Genomic DNA, 15,046 nt, shown 5'->3' with positions numbered 1-15,046 from the left:
CATCGCCCGCCGGTACGCCGACCACGACAATGACGGCCATGGCGGGGCGGCGGCTTCAAATCAATAACAGCCAAATTGGCTCGCTAGGCGTCAGCTTGCCTAGCTCGGCAAGGCCGGGCGCGAACAATGCCTGCGGCTTTGCGCCGCCGCTCTTTGGGGAACCCTATCCCTCGCGGCTCGGCGGTGTGCCAAGTTCATCCATGCCACTCAATAAGAAGGCGGAGCCAACCGCGTGCAACCCCTTGAACATCTGGACCTAATCCTGAAGGCCACCGGCCTGGGCTTATGGGAGTACGACCACCGCACCGACCGCATCGCCTGGAGTTCCGCCCTGTCCGGGCTGCTGGGACACGCCGAGGGTTGGGTTCCCGACGGCTTGGCGGGCTGGCTGGCCTTGATCCACCCCGACGACCGTCCCGTCGCCGAGGCCCAGGTGGAAGCCGCCCCGACCGTTGAAAGCCCGCCGTACCAGGCTGAATATCGGATGCGGGCGGGGCACGGCGGCTGGATTTGGGTGCATGTGCGGGGGCGGGTGTTGGCGCGGGACGATAAGGGCCAGCCGTTGGTCAGCGCGGGCACCATCGCCGATATTTCGGGGTACAAGCGTAGCGAGTTGCTGCGGCGGCGGAACGAGGTTCTGCTGCGCACCACCCTCGACTCCACCGCCGACGGCATTCTGGTGGTGGGGGCGGGGAGCCGTGTATTGGGCGTGAACCGCCGCTTCGCGGAGCTGTGGCGGATGCCGGATGAACTCATCGCGGCGGGCGATGACGAGCCGATCCTGGCTTACGCCCTGGATCAGTTGGCTGACCCGGAGGGCTTTCTGCGGGAGGTCCGGCACCTGTACGACACCGACGACGAGCAATGCGACTGCCTGGACTTCAAGGATGGCCGGGTGTTCGGGCGTTGCAGCCGGCCCTTGTGGCTGGAGGGCGAGCGGGCGCGGCTGTGGTCATTCCGGGACATCACCGAGGAACGGCGGGCCAAGCTGTCCTTGGAGAGCGAGCGTACCCGCCTGGAAACCTTGGTGCGGACCATTCCCGATCCGGTGTGGCTGAAAGACCCGGCGGGCGTTTATCTGGCCTGCAATCCCAGCTTCGAGCGGCTGTTCGGCGCCAAGGAAGCGGACATCGTGGGCCGCACCGATTATGACTTCGTGAGCCGGGAGTGCGCCGACTTTTTCCGCGCCAACGACCGGGCCGCCATCGAGTCCGGCGGGCCGAGGGTCAACTAAGAATGGCTGGCCTTCGCCGAAGGCGGCTGCCGGGGCTTGTTCGAAACCATCAAGACCCCCATGCGCGACGCCGAGGGTCGGCTGATCGGCGTACTCGGCATCGCCCGCGACATCACCCAGCAGCAGCAAATCCAGGACGCACTTAGGGCGCGGGTCGAACTTCAGTCCCGGCTGGAAAAAATCGCCGCCACGGCGCCGGGCGTGATTGGTTTCCTCCGCCAAAAGCCGGACGGCGGTTTTTGTTTTCCCTACGCCTCGCCCGCCATCGAGGACATTTTCGGCCTGACCCCCGCCGCCTTGGCGGAGGACGCCTCGGCCATCTGGACGCTGATTCATCCCAACGACATCGCCCAGGTCCAGGCCAGCATCGAAGCGTCGGCGCGGATGTTGACGCCCTGGCGGGCCGAGTTCCGGGTGTTGCATCCCAGCAAGGGGCAAATCTGGGTCGAGGGCAACGCCATCCCGGAACGGGAGACCGACGGCGGCACCCTCTGGCATGGCTTCCTGCGCGACGTGAGCGAGCGCAAGCAGGCGGAGTTCGCCAAGGCGCGGGAGGCTATCCTGCGGCGCGTCCTCATCAACGAATCGCGGGACGGGATCGTAATGCTGGACGACACCGGCAAGGTCTTCGAGGCCAATCGCCGGTATTGCGAAATGCTGGGCTACGCGCCGGAAGAGGTGGCGGAACTGTATGTCTTGGACTGGGACGCCCGCCGGACCCGCGAGGAGTTGGAGGAGCAAGTCGGCGGCATCGGGGCCACGGGCGCCGCCATCGGCACCGACATCGCCCAGCGCAAGGAGGCGGAAGCCATCCTGGTGCAGGCCAAGGAGGCCGCCGAGGCGGCCAACCGGGCCAAGAGCGTGTTCCTCGCCAACATGAGCCACGAAATCCGCACCCCGATGAACGCCATCGTCGGGCTGACCCATCTGCTGCGGCGGGAACTCGCCGACGCCCGGCAGCGGGAGCGGCTGGACAAGATTTCCGAATCCGCCCGGCATTTGCTTTCGATCATCAACGACATCCTGGATGTCTCCAAGATCGAGGCGGGCAAGCTGGTTCTCGAAAGCGTGGAGTTCAACCTGGAAAGCGTGTTCGCCCGGATTGGCTCGCTGACGTGCGAAAGGGCCGAGCGGAAGGGGCTGGAGATGATCCACGACATCGACCCGGCCCTGACGGGGCAGTTCCGGGGGGCGCCCTTAGGCTCGGGCAAGTGCTGCTGAATTTCGCGGGCAACGCCATCAAGTTCACCGAGCGGGGCGCCGTCGCGCTGCGGGCGCGTCTGGTGGAGGACGCCGCCGACTCCGCCGTGATCCGCTTCGAGGTGCGGGACACCGGCAGACGCTGGGGGCGGCCCTGGTGGTGGCTCGGGCGGGCGAGTTGGAAGCCGCGCTAAAGGCGGGCCGACCCATGGCGGAGGTTCGGCAGGCGATGGAGGCTTTGGCGCCGACGCTGGGGGAACTCGTGGCGGGGCTGCGAAGCTGGCTGGCCGACGCCGAGACGAATGGCGGGGCCGGGGATGACATCGACTGGGGGCTGGCGCGGCTGGAAGCCTTGCTGGAAATCGACGACATGGCGACCAACGCGGCCTACCGGGAGGCCGCGCCGATCTTGCGGGCGGCGCTGGGCGGCGCGGCGGATACCATGGAGCGGCTGATTGGAGCCTTCGACTATGACGGCGCCTTGAAGGTCTTGCGGGCGGCCATCGCGGCGGAACCGCGTCTGCGGGATGGGTGAGGTTGCTTGGTTGGGGGCGTGGGTTCGCCCCATCACTTCCTTACGCCACCAGCCGATAACAAGGCTTATAGCCTACCCCCGGCAGCTTCATCCGCCCCTGCGCCACGAACGCGGCCAACAATTCATCCAGGTGTTTCAGCACCGCTGGATCGCCCCGCAGTTCGAAGGGGCCGTGTTCCTCGATGGCCCGAATCCCGTCCACCTTCACATTGCCCGCCACGATGCCGGAGAACGCCCGCCGCAAATTGGCCGCGAGCAAATGCGGCGCCTGGTCGCGGTGCAGTTCCAGGCCCGCCATGTTGGCGTGGGTGGGCGCGAACGGCGCCTGGAAGCTTGGCTCCACCCGCAACTGCCAGTTGAAGTAATAAGCGTCGCTGTGCTGGCGGCGGAACTGGCGCACCAGCCCCAGCCCCTCCTTCATCTCGCGGGCCACCCGGGCCGGGTCGCCGATGATGACCCGGTAGCGGCTGCGGGCCGACCAGCCCAGCGTCGTGCCGATGAAGCGGTCGATCAGGTCGAAATAGGGCGCGCTCTGCGCCGGGCCGGTGAGGATCAGGGGGAATGGCAGGTAGGTGTTGTCGGGATGCAGCAGGATGCCCAGCAGGTGCAGGATTTCCTCCGCCGTGCCCACCCCGCCGGGAAACACGATGATGCCGTGGCCCAAGCGCACGAAGGCTTCCAGCCGCTTCTCGATGTCCGGCATGATGACCAGTTGGTTGACGATGGGATTGGGCGGCTCGGCGGCGATGATGCCCGGCTCGGTGATGCCCACGTAGCGGCCATCGTAAAGCCGCTGCTTGGCGTGGCCGATGGCGGCGCCCTTCATCGGCCCCTTCATGGCGCCGGGACCGCAGCCGGTGCAGATGTCCAGGCCGCGCAGGCCCAGCTCGTGGCCGACCTCCTTGGTGTATTCGTATTCCTCCCGGCTGATGGAATGGCCACCCCAGCACACCACCAGCTTCGGCGCCTGGTCGGAAACCAGCGTCCCGGCGTTGCGGAGGATGTGGAACACGGCGCTGGTGATGTCCTCGGGCTGGCCCAAATCGAAGGCCGGGTTGGAGACGATTTCCGAATGGGTGTAGACGATGTCCCGCACCACGGCGAACAGATGCTCGCGGATGCCCCGGATCATCTCCCCATCGACGAAGGCCGTGGCCGGGGCGTTGGCGAGTTCCAGCTTGATGCCGCGCTGTTGTTGAAGCACGCGGACGTCGAAATCGGCGTGCTGCTCCATCACCAGCTTGGCGTCGTCCACCGCGCTGCCGCAATTCAACACCGCCAGGGAGCAACGCCGCAGCAAATGATGCAGTCCGCCTTGGCTGGTATCGAGCAACTTGGCGACTTCCAGCCGGGACAGGATTTCCAGAGTGCCTTCCGGCCTGACCAGGGCGTTGATTTTTTTCATGTCGGCTCCGTGGGTTGATAGGACTTGCGCGACTTCCCAAGCTTTTTCAAGAAACGGCGAATGTCCACAGTTCAGTTCGTGGGGCGTCGCCATCAAGTGGCTTGATTGGCAAGAGTTCTCGGCCCATGCGGGGAAATGGGCGCAGCCCCGCGAGCCGGCCTCCGTGGGAGCGGTTTCTAACCGCGCCCAAAACGATGGCGCACAACATCCTACTTGGAAATCGTAATGCTCGGCCCCGCGTTCCGTGGCAATTCCGCCATGGTCATCTGGAAAATCTGCCACAGCACCCGAAAGGCGTTTTCATTCCACGGGTAATCCTGGTTCGGGCGGACGGCGTAATGCTTGTCCTTGTATTCCACCGCCAAACCCACATTCGCTGGCTCATCGTCGGTTTCCGTGATTTCCAGGACGGACACCGGATTCTGCGCCACGGCGGGCGTGCGCGGGTCCTTGACGATGTCCCTTTCCGGCTCGATGGACAGGGTCCGGCCAATGAAATAGAGGATGTTGCTGAAACTCCGCAGCCGGAGCCTGCCGTGCAGGGGATATTCGCCGCCGGGGTGGCCCTGGCGAATGTCCAGCAGCAAATCATTGGGGGCGTTCTGCTCCGCCTCGTCGTTCAGGCGGATGCGCTCGGGTTCGGGCAGCGTGTCGGGATCGTAATTGGTGATGATGATCCGGCCCGACACCTGCTTGCCCAGCCGATAAACCCGCTGGTTGGCGTCGAACTCGATGGCATAGTCCTTCTCCAAGGCGCGGAATCCTTCGGCGGTCATTTTGTCGGCGGGCAGGGTCCAGTGCCGTTCGAAGTCCAACGGTTCGATATACAGCTCGTCGCGGTCCTGAATGGACGACAAATGCAGCACCATCCGCCGGAACAGGGCGTAATCGTCCCGATTGCGGGGGCGGTTGTGGTAAACCTCCTCGCGGCCGTTTTCGCGGCTGCGGAATTCCAGCCCCACCAGCCGCAGCAGTAAATCCACGTCCACGTTCTGGCGCAGCAGCAGGGCCAGCTTTTCCTCCGTCAGCGGGGCCAGCATCCGCTTGGTGAATTCCTCGCCCTGCATGGGGATGATGCTGATGGTGGGATTCTCCGACGCCCCGGCCCCGAGGATGGGCATGAGGGTGGTGCCGTTGTTGCCGGTCAGGGGCGGCGTGGTGCCGATGTTGGCCTGGAAGTTCAGCGTCGCGGCGATGTTGGAGATGCCGGAGAAATGGATCGGCTCGTTATGCCGGGCGCGGGCGATGTTGAGCAGCAGCTGCTTGGAAATGTCGTCGGCGGTGGCCTCGTTGTAGGACAGGGACATGCCGTCGAGGGTCGCGGGCGCGAGGCAGCCCGACAGCCCCGCCGCCAACAAAGTCATCGAGGCAAAGCGAAACGGGCGCGGCAAACTAAAGGGGCTGGGCATGGTCGGGATTTTCACTCGGGACGGGATTGGGCAAATTATCGGTATTTTCCTATGCCGGGATGTCAAGCTCACTGACATGGCTGTTAGCCTTAGGCGATTTCCAGGAAAAGACATACCTGTAGGATGGGTAGAGCGAAGCGAAACCCATCACCCTGGGTCCGGCTCGATGGGTTTCGCGAGTACGCTCTACCCATCCTACATCCAGATCAACGGTGACAAGCATTTTCGGAAATCGCCTAAGTCCGTAGCCGGGAATGTCGGGCATGGGAATACAGGCCCGACCTACGCCTGCTGTCGCGGGCTAAAGCCCGCTCCCACCTTCCCACCGTGAACCGATTGGAGTCTTCCCGTGTCCTCGCCCCACGCCCAAGCCGCGCCATCCACCCCGGACATCCGCCAACGCCTGATCGACGCCGTCGACCGCCTCGACCATGTGCTGCCGGGGCAGGCGCCCATCCTCAACTTCGTCCATCACAACACCCTGCACGGCTACCAGCACCTTCCCTTCACCGAGGCGCTCGCCGCCGCCGAGCGCTTGACCGGCATCCACGGCTATCTGCCGGAAGCGCGATTCCGCGAGTTCCACGCCCGGGGCCGCATCCTGGATGAAGACCTGGACGCCGCGCTGGCCGGGCCAGCCGATGGCCGCGCCGCCGGGCCATTGCCGGGAATCGCCGGGCGGACCCTGACCCGCCGGGACATCCACCGCATGGCGTTGGTCCATGGTCTCGACGCCATCACGCCCGGCCAATTGAACTGGCTGATTGAGGAGCTGAACGCGCTGGAATGCTTTCAAGCCGACCTGCCGCCCGCCACCCGCCAGCGCTTATTGGAAAGCGCCGGGCAGGCGGAACGCGAACTGGTCCGCGACCTGTGGGAGGCTTGCCTGTCGGCGCTGGGCCTGGAGGATTTCGCCCTGCACCCCGAAGAACTGCTGGACCTGTCCTTCCATCAAGCGGAACACATGTTGGGCCAGTTCGCCGCCACCGCTGGCGAAGCCGGTCAGGGTGCCCCGCTGGCCCATCTGAAAATGCGCGCCGACGCCCGCGCCTTGCTGGACGCCGCCTTTGCCGACCTGGGCGAGGGGCTGAGCTTGCGCGGACTGGTCCTCAAGCTGACCGGCCAGGATGCGCTGGACGGCGTGCGCCCCGGCCTCATCCGCGTCTGCGCGTCTCATTTGGACGAGGGCTTGGCCGCGTGGCACGCCCCGGCGCGTCGCGAGGGCTTGTACGCCGCGTGGCGTCGACTCGCGCCCGCCGACGCCGGTTTAATCCTGGCCGAAACGGACGGCGGACGGGCGGCGCTCTCCACCCTGCCCATCGAAGCCGTGGACGCGGTTCAGGGGGAACTGACCCGCCTGGGCCTGCCGGAAGAACGCTGGCCGGGCTATCTCAAGCGGCTGGCGCTGGAACTGCCCGGCTGGTCGGGCTTGGTGAACTGGCGGCACCATCGGCCCGGCTACGAGGCCAATCAGGCCGCGCCCACCTCGCTGATGGACTATTTGGCGATCCGCTTGATTCTGGACCGCCTAGCGCTGGAACGGCTGTGCCGCGACACCTGGGGCACGCCCGCCAAGCTGCCCGCGCTCCGCGTCCACTTCGAGAAAAACCTGTCGGAGTTCCTGGTCCGCCACGCGCTGTTCGAGGGCCATCTGCCGGAGTATCTCTCGGCCCGCGCCCAGCGCTTGATCGGCGAGGCGGGCAGCGAGCGGGCCGAACGGGCCGAGTGGCGCACCCTGGCCGACATGATTTTCACCTGGAAGCACAGCCCGCTGGCGGATCACCCCGAACGCCCCACCCCGTTCCGCGAGGGCTGGCGGCTGTTCCGGCTGGCCCAGCATTTGGGCCTCGGTGGGCGGGACATCCGGGCCTTGTCCGGGCCGGAATGTTTAGCCCTGTTGTCCGCGCTGGACGATCTCGCCCCGGCCCAACGGGGCTATTTATGGCTGTGCGCCTACGAGCGCCGCTACCGCGAGGAGTTGTTCAACGCCCTCGCCAACAACCGGGGCCGGGGGCGCTGGGCCAGCCGGGACACGCGGCCCGAGGCGCAGCTCATCTTTTGCATGGACGACCGGGAGGAAGGCTTCCGCCGCCATTTGGAGGAGCTTAACCCGGCCATCGAAACCTTGGGCGCGGCGGGCTTCTTCGGCGTCGCCATCAACTGGCGCGGCCTGGACGATGACACGGTCACGGCGCTGTGCCCGGTGGTGGTGACGCCCGCCCACGAAGTGCGGGAAGTGCCGAGGCCGGGCCTCCGCGACTTGAAGGACCAGCACGACCAGCGGCGGACTTGGCGGCGGCGCTGGTCGGCCCTGTTCAATCAGGAAATCCGCCGCAACCTCGTGTCCTCATCGGTCCTGACCGGCCTGCTTTCCCCCGCCGTGCTGCTGGGCCTCTTGGGCAAGGTGTTCCTGCCGGCCCGGCTCGCGGCGCTGGTTGAGAAAGCCGACCGCCTGCTGGTGCCGGAGGTGCCCACCCGGCTTTATATCAACGCCGACCACGCCGGAACCGCCACGCCGGAACAACCCCGGCTGGGCCTCACCGACGCGGAACAGGCCGACCGGGTGGCGGGGTTCCTGCGCAACGCCGGGCTGACCTACGGCTTCGGCCCGCTGGTGGTGTTGATGGGCCACGGCTCCATGAGCCAGAACAACCCGCACCTCGCCGCCTACGATTGCGGCGCGTGCAGTGGCCGCCACGGCGGACCCAACGCCCGCGCCTTCGCCGCCCTGGCGAATCGGCCCGAAGTCCGCAGGCAGCTAGCAGAGCGCGGCATCGAGATTCCCGCCGACACTTGGTTCCTGGGCGCGGAACACAACACCTGCAACGAGGACATTGCGTGGTTCGACTTGGCCGACTTGCCGCCCGCGTTGAAGCCCGCGCTCGATAAACTGACCCAGGCACTCGACCGGGCGCGGCATTTATCGGCTCACGAGCGCTGCCGCCGTCTGGCCTCGGCCCCCCGCGATCCCGACTTGCCAGACGCCCTGCTCCACATCGCCGAGCGGGCCACCGACTTCAGTCAGGCCCGCCCGGAACTGGGCCACGCCACCAACGCCGCCGCCTTCGTGGGCCGACGCGCCGCCAGCCAGGGCGTGTTCCTGGACCGGCGGGTGTTCCTGATTTCCTACGACCCGACCCAAGACCCCGACGGCGCGGTGCTGGAAGGCATCCTGCTGGCGGTCGGGCCGGTGGGCGCGGGCATCAACCTGGAATATTACTTCTCCACCGTCAACAACGAGCGCTACGGCTGCGGCACCAAGGTGCCCCACAACGTCACCGGGCTGTTCGGCGTGATGGAGGGGGCGTCCAGCGACCTGCGCACGGGGCTGCCCCGGCAGATGATCGAAATCCACGAGGCCATGCGCCTGCAATTGGTGGTGGAGCATAAACCGGGGGTGCTGGCCGCGATCTATCAGCGGCAACCGCCGTTGCAGGAGTTGATCGGCCATGGCTGGCTGCATCTGGCGGCGCTGGACCCGGGGACGGGGGTGATTTCGGAGTTTGTGCCGGGGCGGGGATTCGCGGCCTGGGAGCGGGCGATTCGGCCCTTGCCGAGGGTGGCGCGGTCGCCGGAATGGTATGCGGGGAAGAGCGAGCCAGTGGGACCGGCCTTTGTTGGGTAGGTTCGTAGGCTGGGTGGCACTGCACTGCCATTAAGTTAGGCTACCCGTTCGCTGAGCGGAGTCGAAGCGAACCTGCCGAGAGGCTTTGATTTCGCTGGCTTCGACTCCGCCCTTCGGCTGCGCTCAGGACAGGCTCAGCCAACGAAATAAAAGCCCGCGCACTCTTAACTTAATGGCAGTGAGGCTGGGTTGAGGCACGAAACCCAGCCATTTTTCCGGGCGGGTAAGCCGGGTTTCCGCGAAACCCCAACCCAGCCTATGACGGCGCCCCGCCCCGCAGTCGAGCCTGCATTTTCGCCACCCGCTTTTCCAGGCCGCCACCGGGATTCAGGTAGGCCCATTCTCGGTGATGTCATTCCGCCAAAGTTTGAATGCAGTCTCGCGCATATCGCCGGTCGGTGATTTTCATTAGGACTTACGCAGCCTTGCCATTCAATGGCTTGGAGCGCTCGTAGACCCGCCTTCAGGCGGTGATTTGCCGCCTGAAGGCGGGACTACGAGCCAAAAGTTGCGTAAGTCCTATTCATTTTGATTCGGAATGCCGCCCCGGCGGGTGCGGGGGATGGGGTTTGTGCTTCGGCCCGGAACTCGACGGCGCGGCGTTGGCGTCGGGTTTAGCGGATTGTTTAGGCTTGCCCCCCTTCGCCTTGCCAGGCGCCCCGCCCGTCCCGGCTTGTGGCGGCGCTTCCTCCATCTCCGGCTCATGCTGCTTCCGCCACGCCGCGAGGCGGGTCAAGGCCGTGTCCATTTCGCCGGGACTCATCTCGTCCACCAAGGCGGCGCGGTTGGACTCGGCGTCCCGACTCCCCCGCTCAATGGCCACGGTGTACCAGACATAGGCTTGAGCCTGGTCCTTTTCCACCCCGTCGCCAGCGGCGTACAGCGACCCCAGAATGGATGCCGCCCCCGGCTCGCCTTGCTCCGCCGCCTCGTGGAACCAGCGGGCCGCTTCGGCGTGGTTTTCCTCGACGCCCAGCCCGTAATAATCCATCAGCCCGAGCTTGCCTTGCGCCGTGGCGTTGTTCTGCGCCGCCGCCTTCAAATACCAGCGCCGCGCCGCGATGTAATCCTGTTCGACGCCATAGCCTTTCATGTAGAGATTGCCGAGGTTGACCTGGGCGTCCGCGTCGCCCTTCTCGGCCAGGGGCCGGAACTCGGCAAAGGCTTTGGGCCAGTCGCGCCGCTCGACGGCATCCAAGCCTTTGTTCATGTCCGCCAGCGCCGCCCCGGACAGCAGCCCCAGCACCAATCCCCAGCGACATATCCGGCCAAGCATCGGCTCAGCCCACCGTCAGCACGAGTTTGCCCATGTGCCCGCCGGTTTCCATGAGGCGCTGGGCCTCGCCCGCTTCGGCCAAGGGGAACGCGGCGTGGATGATGGGCTTGACCCGGCCCGCGTCCAGCAACGGCCAAACCTTTTCCCGCAAGGCCGCCGCGATGGCGGCCTTCTCCGCCACGCAGCGGGGCCGCAGGGTGGAGCCGGTGAGCGTGAGGCGCTTGAGGAATACGGGCAGGAGGTTGATGTCGCTCTTCGGGCCGCCCTGCACCGCGATCAACACCAGCCGTCCGCCCGGCGCGAGGCAATCGAGGTTCCGTTGCAGGTAGGGACCGCCCACCATGTCGAGGATGAGATCGACGCTCTTCCCGTCCGTCAGCACCCGCACCCGGTCCACGAAATCCTCGCAGCGGTAGTCGATGGCCTGAGCGCCCAGCCCCTCGCAGAATGTGCATTTTTCCGGCCCGCCAGCGGTGGCGAAGACGGTTGCGCCGAACTCCCGCGCCAGTTGAATCGCGGTGGAGCCCACCCCGCCGCTGCCGCCATGCACCAGGAAGCGTTCGCCCGCCTTGAGTCCGCCCCGGTCAAAGACATTCGTCCAGACCGTGAAGAAGGTTTCCGGCAACGCCGCCGCCTCGACCAGGCTCAATCCATTCGGGATGGGCAGGCACAAGGGCGCGGCGGCGGTGCAGTATTCCGCGTAGCCGCCGCCCGTGACCAGGGCGCACACGCAATCGCCCACCGTCAGCCCCTCCACGCCCAGGCCGAGCGCCACGATTTCACCGGAGACTTCCAGGCCGGGAATGTCGGGGGCGCCCGGCGGCGGCGGATAGAGTCCCCGGCGCTGCATGACATCGGGCCGGTTGACCCCGGCCACCGCCACTTTAATCAGCGCCTCGCCCGGCTTGGGCGCCGGGATGGGCCGCTGGCAGAGTTGTAAGACTTCGGGTCCACCCGGCTGGGTGATTTCGACGGCGGTCATGGCGGCGGGAAGGGAGGTGGTCACGGGGCGTTCTCCTCAGCGATGGTGGCGCGGTCGATTACAGCCCTCAGGAAGGCGGTAATCAACGGGTGCGGTGTGGCGGGCGTCGAGCGGGCCTGCGGCACGAACAAGGTGCCCATGAAGAATGGATGGCCGGGATGCTCAATAACGCGGGCCTCGCCCTCGCCATCCGAGCCGGAAATCCGCAGCGGTCCCCGCTTCAATTCATCCAGATAATCCGGGTTGACCCCGAAATTACAGTAATACTGCTCAGTGGCGGTCAGGTCTCCATAAATCGCGGCCACCTGCGATTCAGGCAGAAAGTCCAGCCGCATTCCCCGCCCGGCCAGCGAACACGTTAGCCGCGAGACAAACAGCGTGGAAGCATAGGGGTCATATTCGGCGTGCTGGGCATCCTCGAAACCCAGCACATGGCGGGCATATTCGATAATCATGTGCTGGAAACCACCACAGGTGCCCACGCAGGGAATCCCGCTTTCCCTCGCGTAACGGATGGCCCATAAGGTTTTTTCCATGCTTTTATACGGACTGCCCGGCGCCACCCATACCCCCGCGAACCGTTCGAATAATCCTGGGTCGATGGCCTCGGTTGAAACCCAGGTCGCGTCGATGTTCGCGCCCAGCCACTTCGCGGAATGGGCAATGGCCGCATCGGTGGCGGCGTGTGGGGGGAATGTCGGGGTGTATTCACCCAGCAGGGCGATGGAGTTACTCATCAAGCGCCCCCCAAAATCCCGCCAGCCAAAGCCGCGCCCGGACACCCAATTCGCTGGTATAGCCCGCCGTCGACGACTTGACGGTGCCATCCCGTCCCACGATGAACAGGGTCGGCACGCCCCGGACGCCATACGACTTGCCGATGGTCCCGTCCGGGTCCAACACGGCGGGCACCTCGAAGCCTTGCTTCTTCATATACGCCCCAACTTCCAGCCCGTCGCCGGATTGCAAGGCCACGGTCAGGATGGGCGTGTCAGCCGCCAAGCCGCGCACCGTGCCCTGCATGGACTCGCACACGCCGCACCAACTGGCCCAGAAATAAATCACGGCGGGCTTGGGCAGGCTGTCGATACCGGCGAATTCCCGGCCATCCAGCATGGGGCCGTGAATCGGCGGGGGAATCCCGGTCGCGAGGTTGCGGTTGACGAAGAATTGCAGGCCGACGAACAGCGCGAGCAAGGCCGTCCAAGTCAGCAGGTTGTGTTTGAGCCTTGGCGTCATGGAAGCATCCTGAATGATGATTTTGCTGGTTCCCAAGCCGACGCTTGGGAACCAGCAAAAACGTCACCCAAAGCGCCGCAACAACTCGCCGCCCTGGCGCTTGAGCCACTGCCGCTCATGGGACCAGCCCGGCAAATGCTGCGCCACCAGCGCCCAGAACCGGGCGGAATGGTCGCGGTGGCGGATGTGACAGAGTTCGTGAACCACCACGTATTCCAGCACGGTGGGCGGGGCGAAGGCCAGCAGCCAGTTGAGGTTGATGTCGTTGCGCGGCCCGCAACTGCCCCAGCGGCTTTTCATTTGCTTGACCCGGATTTCGCGGGGCTGCAAGCCGAACCGTTGACCATGGCGGGCGGCGATGAGGCCCGCTTCGCCATGCAGCCAATGCTTCACCCAGGCGAACAAAGCGGCGTGCGCCCGCTGGTGGACTTGGGCGGGGGTGCCCGGCGGCAGGGTGATCACGAACTGGCTATCGAATTCGATGCGGGTCCGCCGCCCCGGTTCCTCGCGGATCAGCAGCGGCACTTCTCGGCCCTGGAACGGCACGGTGTCGCCCGAGGCCAGCAGGCGCGGCGGCGCCGATTCAACCGCCTGGCTGCGCAATTCCGCCAGCTTGCCCGCCGCCCAATCCCGATGCCGATGCAGGAATTCCAGCGCCTTGGCTTCGTCCAGGGCGGGCGGAATCACCAGTTCGAGACCGGCGGGCTTCACCACCAGCCGCAGGCGCTTGGCTCGCGGGCTGCGACGGATGATGTAGGGCAAGGGAAAATCCTTGGTCATCGCTCAGGGCTGGCCGATGGCGACGATTTCCAATGGCTTGTCGCCCACGGGACGGTGCCATGTCACTGAATCGCCCACCCCGGCGTTCAGCAGGGCGCGGGCCAGCGGGGACACCCAACTGATCTTGCCCTGCGCCGCGTCGGCCTCGTCCTCGCCGACGATGACGAACCGCGACCGTTCGCCGTCGGCGTCCTCCACTTCCACCGCCGCGCCGAAATGCACCTTGTCGTGGGGCTGGGTTTCGGGCCGGACCAGCACGGCCCGCTTGACCCGCTCGGCGTAGTAATGGAGGTCGCGCTCGACGTTCTTGATTTGCTGCTGACTGCCCAAGTCCTCCTTGCCCACCAGCGCGTCCCGCTGGGCGCTCAATTCCCGCACTTGCGCCTCCAGCGCGGCGAAGCCCTGGGGCGTGACGTAGTTGGTGTGGGGACTTTGGGGCCGTTCCAGCGGATTCTCCGCTTGCTCATCCATTTCTTTGACGAAAGCGCGACTCATGGTGTGTTCCTCAAACAAGTAGGATGGGCATGTACTCATGCCCACCAAAATTTTCCGCAAAACCATAAATCGGTGGGCAGGGGTACATGCCCACCCTACATCTTCTTTTGTAGGATGGGTTCCGCTGCGCTGCACCCATCCTATACAGCTAACCGCGACCAGCCCGCGTAGGCTGGGTTGAAGCTTCGCGGAAACCCAGCAATTCCCCCGCGCCGCTGGGTTTCGTACCTCAACCCAGCCTACAACGCGGCCTAGGTTTCGCCGTCAACCCCCAACATCCCCGCCGCCAACTTCGCCAATTCCGCCGACCCATCCCGCTCCCCAATCTTCTCCCGCACCGCTCGCAACTTCTCGCGGATACTCGCGGCATATTCGGGTTCGCGGAGAATCTTCCCTATTTCGGCGGCGATATTTTCCGGGCTGGCCTCATGCTGGATGAATTCCCGGACGATGGATTTGCCCGCCAGAATATTGGGCAGGCCGATGAAGGGAATGTTGATGAGCATCCGGCCCAGCCAGTAGCTCAGTGGCGTGAGTCGATACACGATGACCATGGGCACGCCGACCAAGGCCACTTCCAGGGTGGCGGTGCCGGACACGGTGATGACCGCGTCACAGCATTGCAGGGCGTCGTAATCCTGGCCTTGGATGATTTGGAGATTCAAGCCACGCCCCGCCAAGCCTTCCCGCAAAGTGTCATCGGACACCGAACTGGCCTGAAACAGCAGGAACCGCGCCCCCGCGAATTCCGCCGCCAAGCGCCCGGCGGCATCCAGGATGACCGGGAATAAGCGCTTGATTTCGTTGGCGCGGCTACCGGGCAACAGGCCAATGACCGGCTTTACCTCCCTCTCCCCCTGGGAGAG

14 protein-coding genes and 1 pseudogene are annotated in these 15,046 nt (G+C 65.6%); 6 read left to right on the top strand and 9 right to left on the bottom strand.

The window, feature by feature from the left end; all coding sequences use genetic code 11:
- The 5 genes and pseudogenes from ACXWUF_RS07980 to ACXWUF_RS07960 form a co-directional block, all read left to right on the top strand.
- Nucleotides 1-260: hypothetical protein (locus ACXWUF_RS07980; protein ID WP_458494141.1), on the top strand; the 260-nt coding region annotated here is incomplete at its 5' end.
- Nucleotides 233-1,966: pseudogene (locus ACXWUF_RS07975) on the top strand (PAS domain-containing protein); the annotation flags it as partial. The gene ACXWUF_RS07980 and the pseudogene ACXWUF_RS07975, both read left to right, overlap by 28 nt.
- A 144-nt stretch (nt 1,967-2,110) precedes the next feature.
- Nucleotides 2,111-2,455 (top strand): sensor histidine kinase, encoded by a 345-nt coding sequence (locus ACXWUF_RS07970; RefSeq protein ID WP_458494142.1) that lies wholly within the window; start codon nt 2,111-2,113, stop codon nt 2,453-2,455.
- Entirely contained in the window at nt 2,446-2,628 is a 183-nt protein-coding gene (locus ACXWUF_RS07965) for a hypothetical protein (RefSeq protein WP_458494140.1), read from the top strand. Before ACXWUF_RS07970 ends, ACXWUF_RS07965 begins: the two co-directional genes overlap by 10 nt.
- Entirely contained in the window at nt 2,595-2,969 is a 375-nt protein-coding gene (locus ACXWUF_RS07960) for a hypothetical protein (RefSeq protein ID WP_458503271.1), read from the top strand. The genes ACXWUF_RS07965 and ACXWUF_RS07960 overlap by 34 nt, the downstream gene beginning before the upstream one ends.
- Nucleotides 2,970-3,009: 40 nt before the next feature.
- On the opposite strand, the gene ppnN is transcribed toward ACXWUF_RS07960, so the two are convergent.
- The gene (gene ppnN, locus ACXWUF_RS07955; protein WP_458494138.1) at nt 3,010-4,374 is read right to left on the bottom strand and encodes a nucleotide 5'-monophosphate nucleosidase PpnN; all 1,365 of its coding nucleotides are present in this window, start codon (nt 4,372-4,374) and stop codon (nt 3,010-3,012) included.
- Between the two features lie 209 nt (nt 4,375-4,583).
- Nucleotides 4,584-5,783: a hypothetical protein gene (locus ACXWUF_RS07950; RefSeq protein ID WP_458494137.1), complete on the bottom strand. Its 1,200-nt coding sequence runs from the start codon at nt 5,781-5,783 to the stop codon at nt 4,584-4,586.
- 349 nt (nt 5,784-6,132) lie between these two features.
- Between ACXWUF_RS07950 and ACXWUF_RS07945 the strand changes: the two genes are divergently transcribed.
- The gene (locus ACXWUF_RS07945) at nt 6,133-9,408 is read left to right on the top strand and encodes a DUF2309 domain-containing protein (protein ID WP_458494136.1); all 3,276 of its coding nucleotides are present in this window, start codon (nt 6,133-6,135) and stop codon (nt 9,406-9,408) included.
- Nucleotides 9,409-9,931: 523 nt separating this feature from the next.
- Here the strand turns inward: ACXWUF_RS07945 and ACXWUF_RS07940 are convergent.
- The 7 genes from ACXWUF_RS07940 to ACXWUF_RS07910 all read right to left on the bottom strand — a co-directional run.
- Nucleotides 9,932-10,684, bottom strand: coding sequence for a tetratricopeptide repeat protein (locus ACXWUF_RS07940; protein ID WP_458494135.1), 753 nt, complete (start codon nt 10,682-10,684; stop codon nt 9,932-9,934).
- 4 nt (nt 10,685-10,688) lie between these two features.
- A complete protein-coding gene (locus tag ACXWUF_RS07935; RefSeq protein WP_458494134.1) occupies nt 10,689-11,690 on the bottom strand; it encodes an NAD(P)H-quinone oxidoreductase in 1,002 nt (333 codons plus the stop codon).
- The gene (locus ACXWUF_RS07930; protein WP_458494133.1) at nt 11,687-12,403 is read right to left on the bottom strand and encodes a CTP synthase C-terminal region-related (seleno)protein; all 717 of its coding nucleotides are present in this window, start codon (nt 12,401-12,403) and stop codon (nt 11,687-11,689) included. The genes ACXWUF_RS07935 and ACXWUF_RS07930 overlap by 4 nt, the downstream gene beginning before the upstream one ends.
- A complete protein-coding gene (locus tag ACXWUF_RS07925) occupies nt 12,396-12,905 on the bottom strand; it encodes a protein disulfide oxidoreductase (protein ID WP_458494132.1) in 510 nt (169 codons plus the stop codon). The genes ACXWUF_RS07930 and ACXWUF_RS07925 overlap by 8 nt, the downstream gene beginning before the upstream one ends.
- A 63-nt stretch (nt 12,906-12,968) precedes the next feature.
- Complete coding sequence (locus ACXWUF_RS07920; RefSeq protein WP_458494131.1) at nt 12,969-13,667, bottom strand: M48 family metallopeptidase; 699 nt, start codon at nt 13,665-13,667, stop codon at nt 12,969-12,971.
- Nucleotides 13,668-13,688: 21 nt separating this feature from the next.
- Nucleotides 13,689-14,180, bottom strand: coding sequence for a GreA/GreB family elongation factor (locus tag ACXWUF_RS07915; protein ID WP_458494130.1), 492 nt, complete (start codon nt 14,178-14,180; stop codon nt 13,689-13,691).
- A gap of 251 nt (nt 14,181-14,431) precedes the next feature.
- A partial coding sequence (locus ACXWUF_RS07910) for a lipid-A-disaccharide synthase (protein WP_458494129.1) occupies nt 14,432-15,046 on the bottom strand: 615 nt, incomplete at its 5' end.

The sequence above is a fragment of the Methylomagnum sp. genome (genome assembly GCF_054333355.1).
This window is presented reverse-complemented; position numbering and strand designations above follow the sequence as displayed.